General features: G+C 69.7%; 22 protein-coding genes, 1 tRNA gene and 1 pseudogene. 14 read left to right on the plus strand and 10 right to left on the minus strand.

Annotated elements, in window-relative coordinates; translation table 11 throughout:
• The 5 genes and pseudogenes from CEP50_RS10745 to CEP50_RS10760 form a co-directional block, all read right to left on the minus strand.
• Window positions 1-325, minus strand: a pseudogene (locus CEP50_RS10745) (DddA-like double-stranded DNA deaminase toxin); the annotation flags it as partial.
• Between the two features lie 12 nt (window positions 326-337).
• Window positions 338-586 (minus strand): hypothetical protein, encoded by a 249-nt coding sequence (locus tag CEP50_RS10750; RefSeq protein ID WP_106113812.1) that lies wholly within the window; start codon window positions 584-586, stop codon window positions 338-340.
• A 228-nt stretch (window positions 587-814) separates the two neighbouring features.
• Window positions 815-1036, minus strand: a complete 222-nt coding sequence (locus CEP50_RS19875) for a hypothetical protein (RefSeq protein WP_146134792.1) — start codon at window positions 1034-1036, stop codon at window positions 815-817.
• Entirely contained in the window at window positions 1029-1250 is a 222-nt protein-coding gene (locus CEP50_RS10755; protein WP_106113813.1) for a hypothetical protein, read from the minus strand. Before CEP50_RS10755 ends, CEP50_RS19875 begins: the two co-directional genes overlap by 8 nt.
• On the minus strand, window positions 1247-1489 hold the full coding sequence (locus tag CEP50_RS10760) for a zinc finger protein (protein ID WP_106113814.1): 243 nt from the start codon (window positions 1487-1489) through the stop codon (window positions 1247-1249). Before CEP50_RS10760 ends, CEP50_RS10755 begins: the two co-directional genes overlap by 4 nt.
• Before the next feature lie 99 nt (window positions 1490-1588).
• Between CEP50_RS10760 and CEP50_RS10765 the strand changes: the two genes are divergently transcribed.
• The 6 genes from CEP50_RS10765 to CEP50_RS10790 all read left to right on the plus strand — a co-directional run bounded on the left by CEP50_RS10765 (window position 1589) and on the right by CEP50_RS10790 (window position 10152).
• Window positions 1589-2461 carry a helix-turn-helix domain-containing protein gene (locus CEP50_RS10765; protein ID WP_258175152.1) on the plus strand — a complete coding sequence of 291 codons (873 nt, stop codon included), beginning with the start codon at window positions 1589-1591 and terminating at the stop codon, window positions 2459-2461.
• On the plus strand, window positions 2458-2652 hold the full coding sequence (locus CEP50_RS10770) for a DUF397 domain-containing protein (protein WP_106113815.1): 195 nt from the start codon (window positions 2458-2460) through the stop codon (window positions 2650-2652). The genes CEP50_RS10765 and CEP50_RS10770 overlap by 4 nt, the downstream gene beginning before the upstream one ends.
• Before the next feature lie 405 nt (window positions 2653-3057).
• Window positions 3058-4857 (plus strand): gamma-glutamyltransferase family protein, encoded by a 1800-nt coding sequence (locus tag CEP50_RS10775; RefSeq protein WP_106113816.1) that lies wholly within the window; start codon window positions 3058-3060, stop codon window positions 4855-4857.
• A 282-nt stretch (window positions 4858-5139) separates the two neighbouring features.
• Entirely contained in the window at window positions 5140-6288 is a 1149-nt protein-coding gene (locus CEP50_RS10780) for an RtcB family protein (protein WP_181188336.1), read from the plus strand.
• 166 nt (window positions 6289-6454) lie between these two features.
• Window positions 6455-6751: a hypothetical protein gene (locus tag CEP50_RS10785; protein ID WP_106113818.1), complete on the plus strand. Its 297-nt coding sequence runs from the start codon at window positions 6455-6457 to the stop codon at window positions 6749-6751.
• 182 nt (window positions 6752-6933) lie between these two features.
• Window positions 6934-10152: a glycosyltransferase gene (locus CEP50_RS10790; protein ID WP_106113819.1), complete on the plus strand. Its 3219-nt coding sequence runs from the start codon at window positions 6934-6936 to the stop codon at window positions 10150-10152.
• A gap of 58 nt (window positions 10153-10210) precedes the next feature.
• Here CEP50_RS10790 and CEP50_RS10795 read toward each other — a convergent pair whose 3' ends face one another.
• Entirely contained in the window at window positions 10211-11458 is a 1248-nt protein-coding gene (locus CEP50_RS10795) for a DUF1707 domain-containing protein (protein WP_106113820.1), read from the minus strand.
• Window positions 11459-11646: 188 nt separating this feature from the next.
• Here CEP50_RS10795 and CEP50_RS10800 point away from each other — a divergent pair, with 188 nt between their 5' ends.
• The gene (locus CEP50_RS10800; protein WP_106113821.1) at window positions 11647-13017 is read left to right on the plus strand and encodes an acyltransferase family protein; all 1371 of its coding nucleotides are present in this window, start codon (window positions 11647-11649) and stop codon (window positions 13015-13017) included.
• Between the two features lie 54 nt (window positions 13018-13071).
• Window positions 13072-13737: a peptide-methionine (S)-S-oxide reductase MsrA gene (msrA, locus tag CEP50_RS10805; RefSeq protein ID WP_106113822.1), complete on the plus strand. Its 666-nt coding sequence runs from the start codon at window positions 13072-13074 to the stop codon at window positions 13735-13737.
• 525 nt (window positions 13738-14262) lie between these two features.
• Here msrA and CEP50_RS10815 read toward each other — a convergent pair.
• The 4 genes from CEP50_RS10815 to CEP50_RS10830 all read right to left on the minus strand — a co-directional run bounded on the left by CEP50_RS10815 (window position 14263) and on the right by CEP50_RS10830 (window position 16644).
• Window positions 14263-14907 (minus strand): hypothetical protein, encoded by a 645-nt coding sequence (locus CEP50_RS10815; protein WP_258175153.1) that lies wholly within the window; start codon window positions 14905-14907, stop codon window positions 14263-14265.
• A 201-nt stretch (window positions 14908-15108) separates the two neighbouring features.
• The gene (locus CEP50_RS10820; RefSeq protein ID WP_106113825.1) at window positions 15109-15717 is read right to left on the minus strand and encodes a lytic polysaccharide monooxygenase auxiliary activity family 9 protein; all 609 of its coding nucleotides are present in this window, start codon (window positions 15715-15717) and stop codon (window positions 15109-15111) included.
• 356 nt (window positions 15718-16073) lie between these two features.
• Window positions 16074-16145: transfer RNA gene (locus CEP50_RS10825), tRNA-Gly, on the minus strand.
• A gap of 97 nt (window positions 16146-16242) precedes the next feature.
• A complete protein-coding gene (locus tag CEP50_RS10830) occupies window positions 16243-16644 on the minus strand; it encodes a PPOX class F420-dependent oxidoreductase (RefSeq protein ID WP_106113826.1) in 402 nt (133 codons plus the stop codon).
• A 168-nt stretch (window positions 16645-16812) separates the two neighbouring features.
• Between CEP50_RS10830 and CEP50_RS10835 the strand changes: the two genes are divergently transcribed.
• The 6 genes from CEP50_RS10835 (at window position 16813) to CEP50_RS10860 (ending at window position 23313) form a co-directional block, all read left to right on the plus strand.
• Window positions 16813-17250: a DUF983 domain-containing protein gene (locus CEP50_RS10835; protein ID WP_106113827.1), complete on the plus strand. Its 438-nt coding sequence runs from the start codon at window positions 16813-16815 to the stop codon at window positions 17248-17250.
• Window positions 17251-17486: 236 nt separating this feature from the next.
• Window positions 17487-18872, plus strand: a complete 1386-nt coding sequence (locus tag CEP50_RS10840) for a sensor histidine kinase (protein WP_258175154.1) — start codon at window positions 17487-17489, stop codon at window positions 18870-18872.
• 77 nt (window positions 18873-18949) lie between these two features.
• A complete protein-coding gene (locus CEP50_RS10845; RefSeq protein WP_106113828.1) occupies window positions 18950-19858 on the plus strand; it encodes a S49 family peptidase in 909 nt (302 codons plus the stop codon).
• A gap of 273 nt (window positions 19859-20131) precedes the next feature.
• The gene (locus tag CEP50_RS10850) at window positions 20132-21028 is read left to right on the plus strand and encodes a LytR/AlgR family response regulator transcription factor (protein WP_106113829.1); all 897 of its coding nucleotides are present in this window, start codon (window positions 20132-20134) and stop codon (window positions 21026-21028) included.
• Between the two features lie 60 nt (window positions 21029-21088).
• Window positions 21089-21484: a hypothetical protein gene (locus CEP50_RS10855; protein WP_258175155.1), complete on the plus strand. Its 396-nt coding sequence runs from the start codon at window positions 21089-21091 to the stop codon at window positions 21482-21484.
• Window positions 21485-21522: 38 nt separating this feature from the next.
• Window positions 21523-23313 carry a sodium/solute symporter gene (locus CEP50_RS10860; protein WP_374957092.1) on the plus strand — a complete coding sequence of 597 codons (1791 nt, stop codon included), beginning with the start codon at window positions 21523-21525 and terminating at the stop codon, window positions 23311-23313.
• Window positions 23314-23353: the final 40 nt, after the last annotated feature.

The raw sequence follows: 23353 nt of genomic DNA on the forward strand, positions 1-23353 counted from the left end.
TGTCGCGGATCGGAGGCTGGTGGGTGGACGGGTGGGGAATGCTGGGCGGGGGCTGGTCGTTGTTCAGGCCGAGGGTGGTGAGGTAGTTCACCAGGTGCTGGTGGGTGGTGGCGGACAGGGCGAGGACCTCGTCGATGAGCTCGCGGGTGTGCTGAAGCAGGGCCACCGCCTCGGCCAGGTCGGGAGAGCTGCTGCCCTGGCCGATTTCGGCCAGGGTGGGCAGGGCGTACTCCTCGACCCAGGCGCGTACCTGGTGCAGCTGCTCGGGCGGTATCTGCCCCAGGAGGGCGGCGATGCCGTTGGCCAGCTCTTCCACGTGGGACATGCCAGGCCCCCTTCACAGCACGGTGGAGAACGAACGCACGTGCTCGGTGGCCAGCATGACCGCCTGCACCGCCTCACCGACCGTGTCGGGGGCGATACCGAACAACCGCAACGCCTGCTGCACGTCGTCGTTCGCGCTGGTCCCGGCGACCTGGTGCAGCTGCCCACGCAGCTCGTCCAACGTGGTCCGCACCGCCTGGAGCTCACCGGCGGGAGCAGTGTCGATAATCTGCTGCAACCGGGCACGAATGTCCTCAAGCATGGTCGGACTCCTAACACCAAGGGCTGACACATCCCCCGCCCGTGGCAGGGGACGACGTGATCGGAGGCGCCTTCCGGGGACGGGGTCAGCGCTGCTCGGGCTGCTCACCCGAGCCTGTCCTTTCCGGGTGGAACCCCGCCCGGCCGGGGCGAGAGTGGGGAGGAATCTCCGGCCGGGCGGGGTGACGGCCCGGGTGCCGGGTGGAGGTCACGGCACCCGAGCCGGGACTCACAGGGCGCGCAGGCCGCGCAGGACACGCTCAAGCAGGGCCTGATCCGGATCCGGGTACAGCCCCGGGATAGGATCGGGCTGCCGACCAGGTAGGTGATGGTTACCTGGTCGGCGCTTGGCCACGGCCGCCAGCGGCAGGGTGCCCGACCAGGACAGCCGACGAGGCCACCACAGCCCGGCTAGGCCCAGCGCGGCGGGTCCGGGAAGGGGCCTAGTCATCGGTGCCGCCCGGATGCGTCCCGCCGGGGGATTCCTCCGGGAGCGTTCGAGCGTATTCCCGCAGCACCTCGGCCAACCGCTCCAACCGAGCCGCCTGACTCCGACACTGCTCGGCGGTACAACTCTGAACAGCCACCGCCGAGACGAACTCCTGCAACCGAAGCCGCTCCCGCCCCAGCCGCAGCCCCACCGTCACGTTCTCCGGACCGGTCATGCCCGCCCCCCAACCTCCGGACGTGGCGGGGCGCCGACGATCTCCCGCGCCCTGTCGTCACACGTCGGGCAGGTCCACCACAGCCAGGCGAGCTCACCCTCGCAGGCCTCCACCGCCCGTCCACACAGGGTGGACACCCGCTGGCCCTCCGGATACTCCCTGCGCCCCCGCTGGGAGACCGGGTCCGTGCTGGCATGACGCGCCCGCTCGGCGGGCACCCACGCAATCGGATGTGGCATAAGTTACTCTCCACTGTGTAACCAGATCTGAATTGCTGGAAACAGCATGGTTTTCTAGAAACAAAGACGCAATCGCCCGTTCGGGTGTTCTCGTGAACGATGATCGTCTCCTATTGTTGTTTCATGGGCGGAAACAGCGATCAGACTCCCAAAGCTCGCGCTCTTGGTGCTGAACTGCGGGAATGCCGAAACGCGAGCGGTATGACACAGCGTGAACTAGCGCGGTATCTCGATGTCAGTTATGTGACGCTGTCCCGCTACGAGAACGGCACTCGCACACCGAAACCCGAGGATGTGGCGCAGATCCTGACTACCCTGGGAGTCCGTGGATCCACGTATCACGAGCTAGTGGAGATGGCCCGAGATGCCGATCAACCGAACTGGGTGGCCGGAGCTTCCGGTACACGACGCGAACTCACCACTCTGATCGAGTTCGAGACCAGCGCCCAGCACATCACCGACGTGTGCACCGACGTGATGCCGGGCCTGCTCCAAACGTCGGCCTACGCCGCCGCCATCCTGGGAGCACATGCCGAGCCCGACACCGCAGCCCGTGTCACCATGCGGGTCGGCCGTCAGAACATTCTCTACGCCGAGAACGCTCCCACACTCGATGTGATCATCACCGAACACACGCTTCGGGAACCTCTTGGCGGCACCAACGTGCTGATCGAACAGCTCCGCCATCTGCTGAAGATGAGCGACCTCGACAACGTCACCATTCAGGTCATCCCCAACGGCATGACCACATGGACACCCGCGCACGCCGGATCGTTCCTACTGTTCGAGTTTCCCAAAGCGGCACCGATCGTCCATCTCGAACACGTGGCCTCATCTACCTCCGTGTACAGCGCCAGGGAGACCGAGGCATATCGCGAAGCGAGTATTAAGCTTCGCCAGGTGGCGATGAGTCCCACCCAGTCCACGGAACTCATCGCCAAAATCGCTGACGATCTGGAAAGGCAGCAATGACAGTACACCACCCAACCGGCTGGACGAAGTCCAGCCGGTCCAAACAACACACCCACTGCGTCGAGGTCGGTCGCGTCGGTGACGGCGCCGCCGTGCGGGACACCAAGAACCGCGATCTCGGCTACGTCACCGCCACCCGCCAGCAGTGGACCGCCTTCCTCGACGCGGTGAAGAACAACCGCTTCGAGTGAACCCCTAGCGACAGCACGGCGCCCCCGGAACCCTTCCGGGGGCGCCGTTTTCATGCCTTGCCCCGCGCCTGCGGACGTGTGCCGATTTTGCCTAAAACTGGCCCACTGCGGCCCAGCCCCGCGCATGTGAGGAATACACGTAGTGCCCTGCGACTTCACGGTCGCGTTGTTCACTTGTGATCTCCGGTGGGAAGTACGCGCATCCCGGCCGGCCCGTCTCGACCACCACAACGACCTTCCCGGTCACCTCGACCTACCGGAAGACGTCCCGCAAGACCTCGTGGGAACTCGGGTGACCAACCCGAGCAGCTGTGCCAACCCCGTGCTTCCGGCCGCACACGTGTCCCCCGGAAATCTGTTCGGATTCTCGTGATCTTCGCTGCCCGCGCTCCTAGGCTGGAGCGGATGGTCACCACGCGCCCCGAGCTGCTCGGTACACACGGGATGGTCGCCTCGACCCACTGGCTGGCCTCCACGGCGGGGATGGCGGTGTTGGAGGAGGGTGGCAACGCCTTCGACGCGGCCGTGGCGGCCGGTTTCGTGTTGCAGGTGGTCGAGCCGCACCTCAACGGCCCGGCCGGGGAGCTGCCCGCGCTGTTCGCCGTGCGGGGAGGGCCTCCCCGGGCCCTGTGCGGGCAGGGACCCGCCCCCGCCGGTGCCACGATCGACCGTTTCGCCGGGGAGTTCGGGCTGGAGCTGATCCCCGGCATCGGGCTGCTGCCCGCCACCGTGCCGGGTGCCTGGGACGGCTGGCTGACGCTGCTGCGTGACCACGGCACGATGGAACTGGAACGGGTGCTGCGTTTCGCGGTCGGCTACGCCGCGGACGGCTTCCCCGTGGTGGAGCGGCTGGCGAGCACCATCGCCACCGTCGGCGGGCTGTTCGCCACCCACTGGCCCTCCTCGGCGCGGCTGTGGATGCCCTCCGGGAACCCTCCGCGAACGGGCGCGGTGCTGCGCAACCCGGATTTGGCGCGTACCTGGCGGCGGCTGGTGCGCGAGGGCAAATCGGCCGGGGGCGGTCGTGAGGCACGGATCGACGCGGCCCGCCGGGCTTGGTCGCAGGGCTTCGTCGCCGAGGCGGTGGACCGCTTCGTGCGCACCCCGGTCTGGGACGGCTCCGGTTCCGCGCACCCCGGGGTGCTCACCGGCGAGGACATGGCGCGGTTCTCGGCGCACTACGAGGATCCGGTGACGCTGGAGCTGCCCGGCGGGTGGAGCCTGGCGAAGTTCGGGCCGTGGTGCCAGGGGCCGGTGCTGCTGCAACAGCTCCGGCTGTTGGAGGGGTTCACCCCCGAGTACCGGGAGGGTGTTGCCGAGGCGGAGACGGTGCACACCGCCGTGGAGGCGGCCAAGCTGGCCTTCGCCGACCGCGAGGCCCACTACGGCGACTCCGCCCCCGCCGGTGTCGCCGAGGCGCTGCTGTCCCCGGAGTACGCGGCCCGCAGGCGCGGGCTGATCGGCGAGACCGCCTCGGCGGAGCTGCGTCCGGGCTCCCCGGGCGGGACGGCTCCCGTGCTGCCGGAGTACGTGGCCCTGGGCAGGGGTGCCGAGTCGCCGCCCGATCCCAGCGGGGTCGGGCTGGGGGAGCCGACCGTCCCGTGGACCGGGCAGGGGCGGGGGGACACGGTGCACGTGGACGTGGTGGACCGCTGGGGCAACATGGTCTCGGCCACGCCGTCCGGGGGCTGGTTGCAGTCCTCCCCGACGATTCCCGAACTGGGATTCTGCCTGAACAGCCGGGCGCAGATGTTCTGGTTGCAGGAGGGGCTGCCGAACTCGTTGGTTCCGGGCAGGCGCCCGCGGAGCACGTTGAGTCCCTCGTTGGCCTCGCGGGACGGGGCCGCGGTGCTGGCGTTCGGTACTCCGGGCGGGGACCAGCAGGACCAGTGGCAGCTGTGTTTCTGGCTGGCCCACGTGCACGCGGGGTTGGATCTGCAGGCGGCGATCGACGCGCCGGCCTGGCACACCACGGCCTTTCCCGCTTCCTTCTACCCGCGTGGCTGGCAGTCGCGGCGGTTGGTGGTGGAGTCCCGGTTGGGGCGGGAACGGTTGGACGAGCTGTCCCGGCGCGGGCACCGCGTGGTCGACGCGGGCGCGTGGGCCTTGGGCAGGCTCTCGGCGGTGGCCCGGGATCCGGACGGCGGGCTGCTGCGTGCGGCGGCCAACGCGCGGGGAGCCCAGGGGTACGCGGTGGGCAGGTAGTCGGGGCGGGTTCCCCGTTCTCCGTTCGGCGCCGGGGACACCGAATAAATGTGAAAATAGTTCGACGGTCTGGGTGTCCGAAACTACGCTTATCCTGGAATTGCCGGAAGTCCTCGTCGGCCTCCGGCGGTTCGGGACGTTCCTGCGCAGGGGGTTCGACAGGTCGGTGAACGATTCCCTCCCACCCGGAGTCGTCCACCGGGGTCTTTCCGAAACGAGTTCCAGGAGTCGATCGTGACGAACTATCCGGTCGCCCTGTCCGGGGCGGCGGCACCCACCCTCATGTGGGCACCCGAACACGAGATCGAGCCCGCCGCCCTGGACCAGCTGCGCAACATCTCCGCCCTGCCCTGGGTGCACGGGGTGCGGGTCATGCCCGACGTGCACCTGGGCAAGGGAGCCACCGTCGGCTCCGTCATCGCCATGCCCGACGCCGTGTCCCCCGCCGCCGTGGGCGTGGACATCGGCTGCGGCATGGCCGGGGTGAAGACCAGCCTGCGCGCCGAGGACCTGCCCGCCGACCTGCGCGGCGTCCGCTCCCGCATCGAACGGGCCGTGCCGGTGGGGTTCGCCGCGCACAAGGAACCCGTGGATCCCGCGCGGGTCGAGGTGCCGACCGAGCGGTGGCGCCGACTGTGGCGGAGTTTCGGTGACCTGGACCGGGGGGTGCAGGACCGCGAGAGCAAGGCCGGCTGCCAGCTCGGCACCCTCGGCGGGGGCAACCACTTCATCGAGGTGTGCCTGGACGAGACGGACGCCGTGTGGATCATGCTCCACAGCGGTTCCCGCAACATCGGCAAGGAACTGGCCGAGCGCCACATCGCCCGGGCCCGCGAACTCCCGCACAACCGGGACCTGCCGGACCGGGACCTGGCCGTGTTCGTGTCCGGAACCCCGGAGATGGAGGCCTACCGGCACGACCTGTTCTGGGCCCAGGAGTACGCGCGGCTGAACCGCCAGGTCATGCTGGCGCTGGTCAAGCAGGCGCTGCGGGAGTCCTTCGGCGACCGCGAGGTGGGCTTCGAGGAGCCGATCTCCTGCCACCACAACTACGTCGCCGAGGAGACCATCGACGGCAGGACCATGCTGGTCACCCGCAAGGGCGCCATCCGCGCGGGAAGTGGGGACCCCGGCCTGATCCCCGGTTCGATGGGCACCGGTTCCTACGTGGTGCGGGGTCTCGGTTCCGAACGGTCCTTCTACTCGGCGGCTCATGGCGCCGGGCGGCGGATGAGCCGCAACAGGGCCAAGAAGACCTTCGACTCGGACGACCTGCGCGCCCAGACCTCCGGTGTGGAGTGCCGCAAGGACACCGGGGTGCTCGACGAGATCCCCGGTGCCTACAAGGACATCGACTCGGTCATCGGGGCGCAGTCCGCGCTCGTGGAGGTGGTGGCGCGCCTGCGCCAGGTGGTCTGCGTCAAGGGCTGAGAGGCGGTCCGTTCTCCCGAACGCTGCCGTGTTCGCCCGTCGGTGCGGCAGAATCCCCCGAGGGGGTCGGTGTTCGGCGGGTGGAGTCCACGACGTCCGCCCCGCTCACCGCACACGAGAGAGGACCGTGCGCCGCCCCGCGAGAGGGCGGGACCAGGAGGTCGGGATGAACGACTCCGCGACGACAACGACGGTTTCGACGGGCACCGCCGGTGCGTCCCCATGGAAGGCCGGGTTCTTCACCACGCCCCGGGCGGGGGCGCGGCGGCACGCCGTCGGCGCCGTCTCGGGGCTGCTGGCCGCGCTGTTCCTCCTGCTGTCGGGCCTGTTGGTCCGCGAGGGATTCCTCTTCTGGTGGAACGTCTGCGGTTCCGCGGCGATAGCGCTCTCGGTGGTCGCGGAGCACGTGCTCTGGCGCCGGAGAAGGCGGGTGGAGTCCCGGAACTCGGCCCCGGAGGACTGAGATCGCGCCACGCGCCGTCGCTCGCCGGGGTACCCCGCGTCCCCGGCGGGCGTCCTTCCCGGGAACAGCCCCCTGGTCGGGAAGAACTTTCGCCATTTTGGGCAGAATTGACGGTACGGGCACCCGTGCGGCCGTCGCGGTGGAGCAGAATCGTCGGTGCTCGGTGACGACAAGGGGGCACGATGGGCGAGGACGGCGACCGGGACGCGCGGCGTCCGGACAGGCTGATCGAGTGGACCGGCGAGCGGTGTGTGCCGTGGGCCGACGACGCGCAGGTGATCTACGAGCACTACCACCGCTACGCGCTCGCCACGCGTCTGGTCGGGGGCAGGCGCGTGCTCGACCTGGCCAGCGGTGAGGGGTTCGGGGCGGCCATGCTCGCCGAACGGGCCGCCGAGGTGGTCGGGGTGGACATCGACGAGGACGCGGTGCGCCACGCCACCGAGAACCACGCCGGGCGCAACCTCCGCTTCCGCACCGGCTCCATGACCGACCCGGAGGCGGTCAGCGACGAGGCGCCGTTCGACGTGGTGGTGTGCTTCGAGGCGATCGAACACGTCGCCGATCACGACGCGGTGCTGCGGCTGATCCGCTCCGCCCTGGCCCCGGGCGGGCTCCTGCTGATGAGCACCCCGGACACGGCCGTCTACCACGACCAGCACGGCAACGAGAACCCCTTCCACGTCAAGGAACTGGCGGCGCCGCAGTTCGAGGCGCTGCTCAAGGACTCCTTCCGGCACGCCGCGCTGCTCAAGCAGAACGTCGCGGTCGGTTCGCTGGTCACGCCCTGCGAGCCGGGTGAGCCGGACATCGCCGCGGACGGGGTGCGGTTGCAGACGCTGCGGCAGCAGGACTCCGGGCACTGGCGGGTGGAACAGGGGGTGGGGCACACCTACCTGCTGGGCATGGCCTCGGACCGCCAGCTCCCCCAGGTTCCGGCTGCGGCGGTGCTGCTGGACGCCGACGCCAAACTGGCCGCCGGGGCGGCGGGGGCCGAGCTCGACGAGGTGGTGCGGCAGCGCGACGAGGCGGTGGCCGACGTGGCCCGGTTGAACGAGCTCTGCCGCAGGAACCGCGCCGAGGCCGCCGAGTTCAAGAACCGGATCAGCGAGCTGGAGTCGGCGCGGCTGTCCGCCGAGAGCCGGGCGGACGAGGCCGAGCGGGAACGCGACCGGCTGCACCAGCGGCTGCACGAACTGGGGCTGGAGCAGCAGCGGGAGGCGGCCCGCATCGAGTGGCTGCGTGAGACCGTCTCCGGCCTGGAGTCCGAACTGGACACGGCACGGCGTCGGGCGGCCGAGCTGGAGGAGCAGAACTCGGCGCTGGTGCAGCGCGCCGTCACCAGGTACCGGCGCGTGGTGGAACGGGTGGCCCCGCGCGGCACCGCGCGCCGGGACGTCTACGAGTTCGCCATGGGCCGTGGTCCGGCGGGAGCGCGCCAGGCCGAACCGGGCGCTCCGGTGGACGTTCCCCACAGCACCGAGCCGGACGTCAGCGTCGTGATCCCCGTGCACGGCGAGTGGGAGTACACCCGCAGGTGCCTGCTCAGCCTCTCCGGGCACCGGTCCTCGGTGCCGTTCGAGGTGATCGTCGTCGACGACGCCTCCCCCGACGACAGCGCGTGGTACCTGGAGCGGTGCGGCGGGGTCCGGCTGGTGCGCGCCGAGAGCAACCTCGGTTTCGTGGGGGCCTGCAACCTGGGTGCCGAACACGCGCGGGGCAGACTGCTGTTCTTCCTGAACAACGACGCCGAGGTCACCGAGTCCTGGTTGGACGAGCTGGTCGCGGCCATGGACTCCGACGAGCGGATCGGGCTGGTCGGGGCCAAGCTGGTCTACCCGGACGGCCGGTTGCAGGAGTGCGGCGGGATCGTCTGGTCGGACGGCAGCGGGTGGAACCTGGGACGTGGCGGCGATCCCGGGGCGGCCGAGCACAACGTGCTGCGCGACGTGGATTACTGCTCCGGGGCGGCGCTGCTCGTGCGCGCCGGGGTGTTCTCCGAGCTGGGAGGTTTCGACACCCGCTACAGCCCGGCCTACTACGAGGACACCGACCTGGCGTTCGCAGTGCGGCGGGCCGGCTACCGCACCGTGGTGCAGCCCGCGGCCTCCGTGGTGCACCACGAGGGGGTCTCCAACGGCACGGACGTGGGATCCGGGCTGAAGCGCTACCAGGAGTCCAACCGCCGGGTCTTCGTGGAGAAGTGGTCGCAGACCCTGCGTTCCCAGCATCTTCCCGAGGCCGGCCCCCGCAACCTGTGGCTGGCGCGCCAGCGCGGCACCTACGGACACTTCGGGCCGCTGGTGCTGGTGAAGGACCACCAGGTTCCGCGTCCCGACTTCGACTCCGGCTCGGTGCGGATGTGGCGGCTGTTGGAACAGCTCGTCTCCCTGGGCGCGCGGGTGGTGTTCTTCCCGAACAACCACGCCGAGTTGCAGCCCTACACCGCCCGGCTGCGGCGGCTGGGGGTGACGGTGCTGGGCGAGTCGCGCCTGCAACAGGCCTTCCTGGACGAGGCGGGCTCGGAGATCAGCACGGTGCTGCTGTCCCGCCCGCAGGTGGCGTGGAGTCTGCTGGAGCAGCTCCGGTTGAACGCGCCGCAGGCCCTGGTGGTCTACGACACGGTGGACCTGCACTTCGTGCGTCTGCAACGTCAGGCCGAGGTGGCCGAGTCCGAGTCCGACTTCGAGCTGGGGCGGGCGCTGCGCCGGAAGGCCCACGCCTCGCGGGAGCTGGAGCTGGGGCTGGTGCGCAGCTGTGACGTCACGTTGGTGGTCTCGGAGACCGAGCGCAGGCTGTTGAACGAGCTGGTCGACGACGCCGACGTGCGCGTGCTGTCCAATGTGCACGAGGTGCGGCAGGACGCGGACGGCCCGGAGAACCGCCGGGACGTGCTGTTCGTCGGTGGTTTCGACCATCCGCCCAACGTGGACGCGGCCCGGTGGGCGGTCGAGGAGATCATGCCGCTGGTGCGGCGCGGCTGCCCGGAGGCGCGGCTGCACATCGTGGGCAGCAACCCGCCGGAGGAGGTCCGCGCCCTGCGGGGCGAGGGGGTCGAGGTCCACGGCTGGGTGGACGACCTGGCCGCCTTCTACGACCGCACGCGGGTGAGCCTGGCGCCGTTGCGTTTCGGCGCGGGAGTCAAGGGCAAGGTCGGCGAGAGCCTGGCCTGCGGGGTTCCGGTGGTGGCCACGGAAGTGGCGATGGAGGGCATCCGCCTCACCCCGGAACGCGACGTGCTGGTCGCCGACGAGCCCGCCGGACTGGCCGAGCACGTGGTGCGGCTGCTCACCGACGACGCGGAGTGGAACCGCCTCTCCGAGGCGGGACGTGCCGGGGTGGCCGCCCAGTTCGGCCCCGACGTCTCCCTGGCCGAGCTGAAACGTCTGGTGAGCGGCTGAATCCGGCGGTGCGGACACGGCTTCCGCACCGCCGGTGCTTCGGGGGCGACCGTGCGGGTCACTCCCGCACGGTCGGCGGGTTCTTCGCGAGCTGCTTCTTCAGCAGGCCCGTGAACAGGTTCTGGGCCTCGCCCTGCGGGGCCTGCTGGGTCCGGACCTCGATGATCACCATCCAGCTGTGGGTGGTGTAGGCGGTGCGCAGGGTCTCCCCGGAGGAGTAGACGGGAACGCCCTGGTAGGACAGGTCGTCGAGCTGGACCAGTTTCCGCTGCTGCTCCCGGTACTTCGCGGTGAGCTGCTCGGCCGTGGCCTCGTCGGGCATCTTCACCGCGATCAGGCTCGTGCCGATCGGGTTCTTCGTCGGGTCGGTTCCCCGGAACCAGCCGTTGCGCACGCCGTTGGCCAGGGCGAAGTCCCGCACCGGAGGGGGCAGCACCTCGGAACGCGTTCCCTCCAGGGAGGCCGGTTCCATCACCCCGTTGTAGGGGTGTTGCTCGCCCTCGGGGGACTGGATCAGCACCTGGTCGGGGCTCGGCGGAGGACCCTTGGCCTCCGGGGGCTCCGGCAACGGGGGTTCGGTGGAGGTGGGTGTGGACGAGGTGGTGGTCTGCTGCTGTCCCTCGGCCACCGGCGGTGTCTCGGACTCCCGCCCGGAGAGCACGAAGAACACCGCCGCGACGATGACACCGGCCAGCAGCACGCCACCGACGACGAGACCGACGACCTTGCCCGTGCCGGACTTGCCCGCCGTCTCGAAGACCTCGGGACCCTGGCGCATCCAGCTGGTGTCCCCGTGCTCCGGGGGCAGGTCCGCGTTGCCCCACGGTGTCCCCGGTGCCTCGCCGCCCCACGGCTGCTGACCCCACGCGCCCTGCTCGGCGCCCGCGGCCGGGAACTGCCCGGAGCTCGGCCAGCCCCGGGGAGGACTCGCCGGACCCTGCGGCGGCATGCTCTGCTGCGGAGGCTGGTTGACGTTGACGACCTGGGTGCTGTCCCCGGTGGGAGGTTGGGGCGGCGGCTGTGTCCCGGGTTGTGGCTGCTCGCCGTACTGTTGCCAGCTGAAGGCCGGTGGGAACGGGCTCTGGTGCGGCCCGCTTTCGCCCGCCCCCTGGCCGGGGAAACCGGTCTGTTGGGGCCAGGCGGGCTGTTGCGCCGGGAACCCGCCCGAGGAGCTCTCCGGCTGTTCCGACTGCTCGGCGTGGGCGCGTCCGAGCACGGTGTCGCGCCGCTGCCGGTATTCGTCGGCGGATATCCGTCCCGCCGCGAGTTCCGCGTCCAGTTGTTGCAGCTCGTCTTGCCAGGTCACCGCTTGAGCCCTTTCCGGATTCACGGCCGCGTCCCCCCGCGACCGCCAGTCATTTTCGCACCTTTCCCGTCCGCACGGGGGCAGTGGCCGGATAACGATCCGTCGAACCGCGCACGCTGAGCCCAGCGAAGCCGTCGTCGACGTTAGGCTACTCCGAGCTGTTACCACGTGTTCGGAGGTCACCGGGGATGGGCGAGCGCGTTCCACGCGTCGATCACGCGCATCCCGAGTATTTCGCGGAACCGAACCACGGTTTCGCCTGGATTCGCATGATCGGCGCGCTGATCGTGATCTACGGGCACAGTTATCCACTGGTCAGCGGTAACGACATGTTCCCGCCGGAATGGCCGGTGCAGCCCGACCACGGGGTGCTCATGGGTTTCTTCGCCATGAGCGGTTTCCAGATCACCGAGAGCTGGATGCGCGATCCGCATCCGCTGCGGTTCGCCGTCAAACGGGTGCTGCGGCTGTGGCCGCCCATGCTGACCGTCTCGCTGGCCTGCGCGCTGGTGATCGGTCCGCTGGTCACCACCCTCGCGGTGGGGGAGTACTTCACCGCGCACGGAACCTGGGCGTACGTGGTGAACAACGCCGGGATGCTCACCCTGGAGCACCACCTTCCCGGGGTGTTCACCGCCAACCCCTGGCACGGCACGATCAATGGGTCACTGTGGACACTGCCGATGGAGCTGCTCGCCTACGCCGGGCTGTTCGTGCTGCTGCTGATGGGCGCGGGACGGGTGCGCACCCGCTGGTTGGCCGTGGCCGCGCTGGTGGTGCTCGCGGTCGTCGACCGCTGGCTGGAGCACGACCCCGGAGCAAACAGCGCCGGTTCGCTGCTGAGTGTGCCGCTGGAGCCGCTGATCGCCTTCCTGGTGGCCTTCGCGATCGGGGTGGTGCTGAACCTCTACCGGATCCCACTGTCCCCGCTGGCCGCCGGGGCCGCGCTGGTGGCGCTGTTCGCGATGCCCATGAGCACGGCCACCTCGTTCTGGATGACCCTCTCGGTCAGCTACGCGGTCGTGGTGACCGGCCACTTCTGGCCCGCGCGGCTGCGGGTGCCCGCCGTGTGGGTCAACGGCAGCTACGGCGTCTACGTGTGGGGGTTTCCCATCCAACAGCTGCTGGTGATGGCCGGGGTGCGCAACCAGTGGCTGATGCTGGCCTGCGCGGCTCCGCTGGCCTATGTGGTGGGCACACTGTCGTGGAAGTTCGTCGAGGAACCCACCATGGGACTGCGGCACTACGTCCCCGGCGGGCGTTCGACACGGGAGCGCGGAGCCGAGCGGGTTCCCGGGGCGGGGGCCGCGCGGCCGGAAGCCCCCACCGGGGCGGTTTCCGACGGTCGGGAGGGGGCCGCCCCCGAGGTCGTCGAGCCGGAGCCGTCGGGGCGAGGGAAGGAGCCGGTGTCGTCCGCTCGGGCGGGGGACTCGGAGCCCGCCCTGGACGACCGGCCGACCGAGCCGCTGGGCACCACCCCCATCGTCCCGGTCGAGGTGGCCCCGGACGAGACCGCTCCGGTGCTGCCCCGGGTGCCGCCGCGCCGGCAGGAGGAGTGAGTTCCCGTGCTCGTTCCTTCCGCTCGGGGGAGGGGGTCGGCGTAGGCTGGAGGCATGGCGTTGTTCGGTGACAGGACCCGCATGATCGAGCCCTCCGAGGCCCTGCCGGGGCGTTCCACTCCCCTGGAGGTCCCCCGGTGGCACGCCGTGTACCCGGACCGCAGCATCCTCGGTCCCTTCCCGGAGGGCACCGAGTCCGCCGTGCTGGGGATGGGGTGCTTCTGGGGTGCCGAGCGGACGTTCTGGCGCACCGAGGGGGTGTGGGTCACCGCTGTCGGCTACGCGGGCGGTTACACGCCGAACCCCACCTACGAGGAGGTGTGCAGCGGGCTGACCGGGCACGCCGAGGTGGTGCTGGTGGTCTTCGACCCCCGGGTCGTCGACTACGCGGGGGTGCTGCGGGTGTTCTGGGAGAACCACGACCCCACCCAGGGGATGCGCCAGGGCAACGACGTGGGCTCGCAGTACCGTTCGGTGATCCTGACCGGGGACCAGCGGCAGCGCGAGGTGGCCGAGGCGAGCCGGGAGCACTACCAGCGGGCGCTGACCTCGGCCGGGCACGGCACGATCACCACCGAGATCGCCGAGCTCGGGCGGTTCTACTACGCCGAGGGCTACCACCAGCAGTATCTTTCCGAGGGTAAGAATCCGAACGGTTACTGTGGCATCGCCGGCACCGGGGTGTCCTGCCCGGTGGGGCTGGACCTGCAACACGGCTGATCACCCGAGGGCGTTTCCTGGGCGGCGGTGACGGGCCGGTGATCTCCCCGGCGGGCCAATTTTAGGCAAAATCGGGCCCACATACGGGAGGGGACGACCTCGCCCCGTACGAGCGGCGCTTACTTGGTTCGTCCCGGAACTCCCGTTTCGTGGACCTCCGAGGCGGCGCACCGAACCCGCTGCCGTGTCCGGCCGGTTTCTCGAACGGGCCGGATTCGTGCCGCTGCGTTCGACGACGAACAGTCCACAGTATCCTTTGATCGCGTGGTGGCGGCGGTGGCCACGGCGGCGGAGACCTGCCGTGGGGTGAGCGTGTCGGAGGAGATCGACGTTCCCGCGATATCGTTGTTCACCGCGCTGATCGCTGCCCGGAGCCGACTCGTGCGCGCCTCCGAGAACGGACGGATTACTTGGCGGCGGGTGCACCTCGTCCCCGGTTCGTGGGTACGTGCCGAGCCGGACGAGCGGTGCCTGCGCCGCTCGGCCGGACCGGGCACGCCGATTTTCGGCAAAATCGGCACCACCTCAGTGGCGGACGCAGGTGTCGTAGACGAGCTCCTCGGGAGCGGGTGAGCTCTCCGACTCGGGGACGGCGCAGCCGGTGCGCACGAACTCGCCTTCGAACTCCAGGTAGGTCTCCCAGTACTGGGGTGCCTCGGCGTAGTTCGGATCGTAGGTGCTCTGGCGCAGTGCCAGGTCGGCCCGCCCGTTGCCGTCGTAGTGGCGCAGCTCCACACCCGGGGTCGCCGCGCGCACCTCGTCGGTGCGGACGATCCCCCGGTCGGCGAGCAGCGTCACGGACAGCGCCCCCGCACCGTGCACCCCGGTGTCGTAGGTGACCGCACAGCGCTGGGCGTCGCCCTCCCAGCCGCAGTCCGCGTCCAGCACACGCCTGCCGGGCAGGTCGAGGGTGTCGTGTTCCTTTCCGCCGAGACGGTAGGTGAGCACACTGTCCCCGCCGGGGACCGTGCCGTCCCGCCAGCCGACGAGACGCGCGTCGTAGGGCAGTTCCAGGTCGAAGACCCGTTCACAGTCGGCGGAGCACTCCGGCGGTGGGGACGTGGTCTTCTCGGCCGCCCCGGCGACGGGTGTGGCCGTTCCGGAGAGCGCGGCGGCCAGGGCCGTGGCGCCCAGCCCCGCGAGCGCGGAGTGCAGCCGTGGAAAGCGCATCTTCATATCCTTCGTTTCCGTGTTCGGGATTCCCCTCAGGGACGCACTCGTGGAGCCACGGGGTTGGCCGACACCGACGGGTTTCATTCGTTCGTGTTGGAGATCACCTCGGAGGGGGGTGGGCCGTGCGGGTACCGGCGCGTGAGGTGGTGTCCGGGAAGTGGCACGGTCGTCACCACCTCGCAGGAGGGCGGCTTCGGGTCAGCCGAAGTTCACGTCCGAGCAGGTGTAGAAGGCGTTGCTCGTGTCCGCGATCTCCCAGACGCCGAAGATCAGGTGCTTGCCGCTCTTGTCGCTGGGCAGCTGCCCGGTGTGCGTGACGGTGAAGCCCGGCTGCTCACCGTGGTAGTCCACGGTGTGGAACGGTTGCAGGTCGAGCTGGTCCCTGGTCAGCGGCTGGCTCGGGTCGTAGCTGTCCTTCGTGATGAAGTAACGGAACGACTCGGTGGAGTGGGCCGCGGTGAGCTTCCAGCGGAACTGCAGGTCCTGCCCCGGGGAGACGTCCTTGGCGGGCCAGTTGCCGCCGCGCGGGTCGTCGAGCTCGGAGAAGCGACTGTTTCCGCCGCTGCAGAGCGTCCCGTCGGCCGGCCCTCCGGAGGGGAAGTTGCCGGGGCCTTCGACGCTCTGCGGTTCCCACTGGATGGAGCCGCAGTTGCTGACCGTGCCGTCGGCGCACAGGGCCTGCCTGCTCGGTGGGTTCTGGGTGTAGCCGTGTCCGGAGGCGGCGCCCGCGGTGAGCATGGGCAGTGCCAGCGGGACGACGCCGAACGCGGCTATTCCCATGGCCCGTTTGATGCGTTGGGTAAGCATCGGTTCTCCTTCCGGTCGCTTCGTGGTAACCGGAGAAGCTACGGACGTTCTCCCGGGTGCGGACAGCTCCGTTTCGCGTAACTCTGTGCCGTTGATCACCATCACTTTGGTCCAGACCTTATGAGAAGTTCTGGTCTAGACCTATGCTCCTTCTGGAGCAGTGCGGCGCCGCTGACGGAGGGTTGTCCGGTACGTCTCCTGCCGGCCATCACGGCTACGCCGATCATGCGGAGACGATTGGTTCCGCGTAGCGGCTCACGGAACCGGTCGGTAGCGCCACGAACGGTGTGGAAAGACTTCCGGGGCGTGAACACGAGAACGCCCCGCCGATGCCGCACATCGACGGGGCGTGAACGAGCGGATGACGGGATTCGAACCCGCGACCCTCAGCTTGGCAAGCTGATGCGCTACCGCTGCGCTACATCCGCACTCTCGAAGTCGGCCCGACCGCCGCTTCGGCTCATACTCTACCGCAGGCGGAAGAATCCCCTCACAGGGGGGTGGGCGATCGGATCGCGCTCGGTCTCAGGACGGCCCGGCACGGGTGAGCTCGATGCGCAGCAGCACCCTGTTCTCGGCGCGCATGGCGGCGCGGTACTGCTCCCAGTCCGGGTGTTCGCCCGCCACGGAACGGTAGTACTCCTCCAGCAGCGGCATGGCCTCGGGCAGCGGGACGATCTCGGTGGTGCCCTCCACCTGGATCCACCGTCCGAAGAACTCGTCCGGCAGCACGCACAGCCAGGACCGGGGATCACGCCGGAGATTGGCGACCTTGGCCGTGTTCGCCGTGGTGCTCACCACGGCCCGTCCCGTGGCATCCACTGTGGCCAGCACGGGACTCATCTGGGGCGCACCGTCACCGCGCAGGGTGGCGAGTACCGCGTGGTGCTGTTCCCGCAGGATCGAACGGGCCCGCTCCAGTTCCATATCCGCTCTCCTCGCGCGGACGTGTGGCGACCGGGGCCGCCTGCTTCCTCCGGAAGAGTAATCCGTGTGAGAAAGGGGCGCATTCGCGTCCGGTGCGCGGTACGGTGTGCGCGAGGACTGATCGACCGAGGTGGGACCCGTGACGTGTCCCGGTGCGGGGAGGCGGCTATGAACCGCGCGGTGCGTGGATCCGACGGTCGGCGGTGGACCCTGCGGACCAGCATCGAATGGAGCAACCCACTGGAGATCGACGACTGGGAGCACGACGTCAGCGGCGGTCGTTCGCAGGGGATCGTCATGGGGGCGATCGTGTTGGTCATGGTCGTGGCGTTTCTGGTGTGGACTCCCGCCACGGTGGTGGTTCCCGGCTGGCTGATCCTGGCGCTGCTGTTGCTGGCGCTGTTCTTCCCGGTGCGTTGGTTGGTGCGCAGACCCTGGTCGATCATCGCCGAGACCCCGGGGGACACCGACGAGCATCCCCCGGAGCGCTGGGTCGGTGTGGTGCGGGGAGCGCTGACCGCCCACCAGGAGGGGGCACGGGTGGCCCGCAACATCGAGCTCTACGCCGAGCCGGACATGAACGGCCCGCTGCAACCGGTGGAGTGAGCACGCAACGCTGTCGGAGTCCCCTCGGACCCCGGTGGCGCGGAAGGAGGAATGCGGCTTCGTCCGATCCGGACCGAGTGTTCCGGCACGGGCGGCCACTGTTCGTCGCCGAGGCGTGCCTGTTCCCCCGATCGTGGTTACGAATTCCGCACGGCGGAAGTTCCCGGAACCGCTCACCGACTCCCAGCGTGCACTGGTCGTGGTCTCCTTGATTCCACGGGTGATGTCCGGCGAACATGTGGAGCGTGCTCGAACTGTTGACGGAGCGGACAGTGCTGACACTGGTCGCGGCGCTGGCCGTGCTCGCCATGTTCGTGATGTTGTGTCGTTCGCGCCGGGTCAGCACCTCCCGGGAGGACGCGACACTGGAGGCGTTGCACCGGGTCACGAGCGCCGCCCCGTACCTGCGTCGTGGTCTCGACCAGGAGGCCGCCGACCGGACGGCCCCGCACCTGCGGGCACTGCTGTCCTGTGTGGCCGTCGGCATCGTCGACGCGGAGGGGACGCTGCTGAGCTGGGACGGTGGTGTCAACGAGCACTACCGCGACCTCACGGACACGATCGACCGTGCCCTGCGGACCGGTAAGAGCGAGTACGTCGACCACGCCGATCTCCCCTGCGACGAACGTCCCTGCCTCATGCGGCACGCCGTGGTCGTCCCCCTGGAGGTGGACAACAGCAACCGTGGCGCGCTGGTGCTGATCACCGCCGGGGACCGCAGGCGGCTGATCCGGGCGGCCAAGGAGGTCGCCGACCACGTCTCGGCCCAGCTGGAGCTGGCCGAGTTGCAGGTGTCCCGGGAGAAACTGGCCGAGGCCGAGGTGCGCGCGCTGCGCGCCCAGATCTCGCCGCACTTCGTCTACAACGCGTTGAACACGATCTCGACGTTGATCCGCACGGACCCGGACCAGGCCACGGAGCTGATCACCGAGTTCGCGGACTTCACCAGGTACTCGTTCCGGTCCAACGAGATGTACACGACCCTGGCCGAGGAGATCCGCAACATCGACCGCTACCTGATGCTGGAAAGCGCCCGTTTCGGTCCCGAGCGACTGAAGGTGCAGCTCAAGATCGCCCCCGAGGTGCTGCCGGTGGTGCTGCCGTTCCTGGCGCTGCAACCCCTGGTGGAGAACGCGGTGCGTCACGGCCTGGCGAAGAAACCCGGAGGCGGCACGGTCTCGGTGGTCGCCGAGGACAACGGCAGCGAGGCCCTGATCAGTGTGGACGACGACGGTGTCGGCATGGACCCGCGCCAGCTGGAGGAGGAACTGGAGGGCACCCACACCGAGGGCTCGCACGTGGGACTGGGCAACGTCAACGACAGGATGCGCGCCACCTTCGGCAACGACTACGGCCTCGTGGTGGAGACCGAACAGGGGGCGGGCATGAAGGTGAGCATGCGGGTGCCCAAGTTCGCGCCGGGAGTGCGGCCGGTGACGGGGGAGTACTCCGAGTGGGGCGAGTGCCCCGATCCGCCCGCGCCGGAACCGTCGGAGGCGGACACCGCCGAGCGGGCTCCGGAGACACCGGAGCCCGCCGAACAACTGTCGGAGGACGTCGAAGCGTCGGAGGACGTCGAGGAGAACGCCCGGGACGTGCCGGTCCGCGCCTCCGGTCGGTGACGCCGGAAGGGGTGGGCTCCGCCCGGTCGGCCCGATCGTGTCACCGACAGTCCCCCCGTTGCCAGTAACGTGGGGGCATGAGTGACAAACCAGCCCAGAAACTGGCCGGGACGCTGTCGGACAAGGTCTCCAGGAAGCTGCCGGGCAAGCTCGCCGAACGCGCCGAGCGCGGCCCGGTGGTCCCCGTGATCAAGCTGCACGGCCCGATCACACCGATGCCGTCCCCGGTCAACCGCCCCTCGATCTCGTTGCAGACGGTCGAGTCGGCGCTGAACCGGGCGTTCTCCTTCGACAGGCTTTCCGCCGTGGCCCTGTCCGTCAACTCGCCGGGCGGTGCGGCCACCCAGTCGGCGCTGGTGGCCGAACGCGTCCGTGAGCTCGCCGAGGACAAGGACGTGCCGGTGCTGGCCTTCTGCGAGGACGTGGCCGCCTCAGGCGGGTACTGGCTCGCCTGCGCCGGGGACGAGATCTACGCGCACGCCAGCTCCATGGTGGGTTCCGTGGGGGTGCTCAGCGCCGGTTTCGGGCTGGACGAGCTGCTGCGGCGCGCCGGGATCGAACGGCGGGTGCACACCGCCGGAGAGCACAAGTCCAGACTGGACCCGTTCCGCCCGGAGGATCCCGAGGACGTGCAGTGGTTGCAGGGGATGCAGCGGGAGCTGCACGCGCAGTTCGCCGACTGGGTGCGCGGGCGGCGCGGTGAGGCCGTCTCCGGGGCGGACGAGGACCTCTTCTCCGGTGAGGTCTGGACCGGGCGTCGGGCCGCGGAACTGGGCCTGGTGGACGGCCTGGGAACGCTGCGCGGGGTGGTCTCCCGGCGTTTTCCCGAGGCGCACGTGGTCTCGGTGGAACCGCGCAAGCCGCTGTTGGCCCGGCTGGGGGTGGCCGGTCCGACCGGTGGGGCGAGCGGGCTGTTCGCCGGAGCGGTGGACGCCGTGCTCGACCGCGTGGAACACCGCGCCATGTGGTCCCGTTTCGGGCTGTGAGCCGGATCCGTGCGAGAGGCCGCTCACCGACACCGCGCTTTCCCGTGTGGACTCGACGTCGTCCTCCGCGTAGTGCGGCCCGATTGCGCCGATCGTGCGAATGCATGTGCACCCACCGCGCGAAACATGAATGCGGGGGCTTAGGTTGAATGTGGTGAGTCACACGACTCGCTCGTGGCCGGGTTCGTCCGGCGGCGCCGCACGGCGTCGTGGCGGTCCGCTCGCCCGGCCGTGGACGTGAGTTCGGTGAGCGCGGGAGGATTGGGCGTTGCCGTGAATACACCACAGCGCACCGGCGGCCCGTACGGGGGACGTGACGGTAACGGCGGCTCCGGTCGGGACGGTCTCGTCGTCCTGATCGTCGACGACGAGATGCCCGGGGTCGAGTCGACGCGGGAGATGCTGGACAGGAACCCTCGGGTCGGGAAGGTGCTCACGGCGTTCGACGCCGCCGAGGCACTGCGGATGCTGCGCAGGGACAACCCCGAACTGCGTGGTCGCCCCGAGAACGCGCCGCTGGTGGACGCGGTGTTCATCGACGTGGCCATGCCGGGACTGACCGGTATGGACCTGGCCCGGGTGCTGTACTCCTTCGAGAACGCTCCCGCCCTGGTGTTCATCACCGCCCACGGGGAGAACGCGTTGGAGGCCTTCGACCTGGGGGCGCTCGACTACGTGATGAAACCGTTCGGTCCGGAACGGATGGAACGCGCGCTGCGCAAGGTGCAGCGCATCTCCGCGCCACAGCTGGAACGGGGCGGGGACGGCGCGCGTGCGTTGGCCTCGGGACAGGACGAGACCGACCGCGACGACCACTCGGTGATCCCGGTGGAACTGGGCGGCACCACCCGCCTGGTGCAGCGTTCGCAGGTGCGCTGGGTGGAGGCCCAGGGTGACTACGCGCGGCTGCACACCGACGAGGGCTCGCACCTGGTGCGCATCCCGCTGGCCCAGTTGGAGGAGAAGTGGGCGGACGCCGGGTTCGTGCGCATCCACCGGTCCTATCTGGTCGCGTTGAACCTCATCAACGAGCTGCGTATGTCCTCCTCGGGGTATTCGGTGCTCATCGCGGGCGGCTCACAGCGGGAGACGCGGGAGCTTCCGGTCAGTCGCAGGCACACCCGCGAACTCAAGGACCGACTGGTGCGTTCTCCCCGTCCACCCCGATGAGCACCGCCGGGCGGGCGAACGTCGAGACCACTGTGGAACTCCGGAGAGGGGGTGGCGGTTGTGACCACGAACAGCACACCGGAGCGGCCTCATCCACGCGCCCCGCGCCGTAAACGGGTGGTGCTGGCCAACAGGAGCGGCGCCCGCGAGGTGCAGCGCACGGTCATCGACCTCGAGGACCAGAACAGCATGAGCGAGGCCCTGGTGCACTCCCTGGTCCGTGCCCAGTTACGTGCGGCGCTGGTGCTGGCCGCGGTGGCGGGGCTGGTACTGGGAGCGCTGCCGGTGCTGTTGCGCTTCGTGCCCGCGCTGTCCGAGGTGCGCCCGTTCGGGGTGCCGTTGCCCTGGCTGGTGCTGGGGGTGTTTCCGTTTCCGTTCATCCTGATGATCGGATATCTCGGAACCCGGTGGGCCGAACGCAACGAGCGTGAGTTCACGGAGCTGGTGCAGCGGTGAACCCGTGGGCGCTCGGCGGTGTGGCGCTGACGGCGGTGATGACCTTCACCCTCGCCGTGTGGGGCTCGCGCGGCGCGCACACCACATCGGACTTCCTGCTCGCCCGCCGCATGGTCGGGGTGGAGCGCAACGCGGCGGCCATCGCGGGGGAGTACCTGTCGGCTGCCTCCTTCCTCGGGGTGGCGGGGCTGATGCTCAAGGACGGCATCGAGGCCCTGTGGTACCCCATCGGTTACACGGCGGGCTATCTGGCGCTGATTCTGTTCGTGGCGGCGCCGCTGCGCCGTTCCGGGGCGTACACGCTGCCCGACTTCGCCCAGGTGCGGTTGGACTCGGCCCGGCTGCGGGCGGTGTCGACCGTGCTGGTGGTGCTGATCGGATGGCTGTACCTGGTTCCCCAGTTGCAGGCGGCCGGGGTGACGCTGTCCACCATCACCGGCATCCCCTACTCGACGGGGATCCTGCTGGTGGCGCTGGTGGTGCTCACCGGCGTGCTCAGCGGGGGAATGCGCGCGGTCACCCTGGTGCAGGCCGTGCAGTACGGGGTGAAGCTGTTCGCCATCAGCGTCCCGGTGTTCGTGCTCTTCTTCGTCTTCCTGGGCGATGACGACCGGCACCGTCGGAGTCTGGACGAACCGCTGCCGCCGGTCTTCGAACGCGCCACCACGGTGCGGATCGAGACCGACGTGCGGTTGCGGGTCACCGAGCCCGTCTGGGTGGACGTGCTGGCCGGTCCCGGCCCGGAGGAGCTGCACGACACCGTGGGCCGGGGGGAGGACTCCCGGGAGAGCGTGTACCTGACCACCGGCATCCACCGGGTCGCCTCCGGCTCCGAACTGCGTTTTCCCGAGGGCAGCGCCGTTCCCGTGGTCGCCGACGCCGAGCCCAGCAACCGTTCCTGGCTGCTGCCGCAGGACGGCGACTCCTACGAGCTGTTCGAGACCTACTCCCTGATGCTGTCCACCTTCCTGGGCACCATGGGGCTGCCGCACGTGCTGATGCGGTTCTACACCAATCCCACGGGACAGGGGGCGCGGCGCACCACGCTCGTGGTGCTGGGGCTGCTCGGCGTGTTCTACCTGTTCCCGACGATCTTCGGGGTGCTGTCCCGGTTCTACGTGCCGCAGCTGCTGGTCACGGGCAACACCGACGCCGCGGTGCTGTTGCTTCCCACGGCCGTGCTCCAGGGGTGGCCGGGGGAGCTGATCGGTGCGATCACCGCGGCGGGGGCGTTCGCGGCGTTCCTGTCCACCTCCTCCGGGCTGGTGATGAGCGTGTCCAGTGTGCTGTTCACCGACCTGCTTCCCGGCAAGCTCGGTAACTTCCGGTGGATCGCTCTCGGTTCGTGCATCCTTCCGGTGGCGTTGGCGCTGATCGCCATCGGACGGGACATCTCGCAGAGCGTCGGTCTGGCCTTCGCGATGGCCGCATCCACGTTCTTCCCGCTGCTGGTGCTCGGGATCTGGTGGCGCCGGTTGACTGCGGCCGGGGCCATGGGCGGGCTGATCGTGGGCGGAGGACTGGTGCTGCTCGCCGTGCTCACCGGGGCCTTCCTCGGGGACGGCTACGGCTGGTGGTCGGCGGTGCTGTTGCAGCCGGCCGCGTTCACCGTCCCGGCTGCGTTCGTGGTGACGGTGGTGGTCAGCAAGATCACCAGCGGTCGTGTCCCCGCTGACACGGGTCGGGTGATGATGCGGATGCACACCCCCGACCGGCTGGGTTTCCTGCGCGACCGCTCTCTGGAGGAGTCCGCCGGGCAGGACGGGGACTCCGCCGAGCGCGGCCGTCGCGGCAGGCACCGGCTGGTGCGCAGCAGACGCGCCCGCTGAACGGACCCGGCCCGCGCGGCGGCCCGTGGGGAGCTGTCGG

The sequence above is a fragment of the Actinopolyspora mortivallis genome, from assembly GCF_003001495.1.
Taxonomy (GTDB): domain Bacteria; phylum Actinomycetota; class Actinomycetes; order Mycobacteriales; family Pseudonocardiaceae; genus Actinopolyspora; species Actinopolyspora mortivallis_A.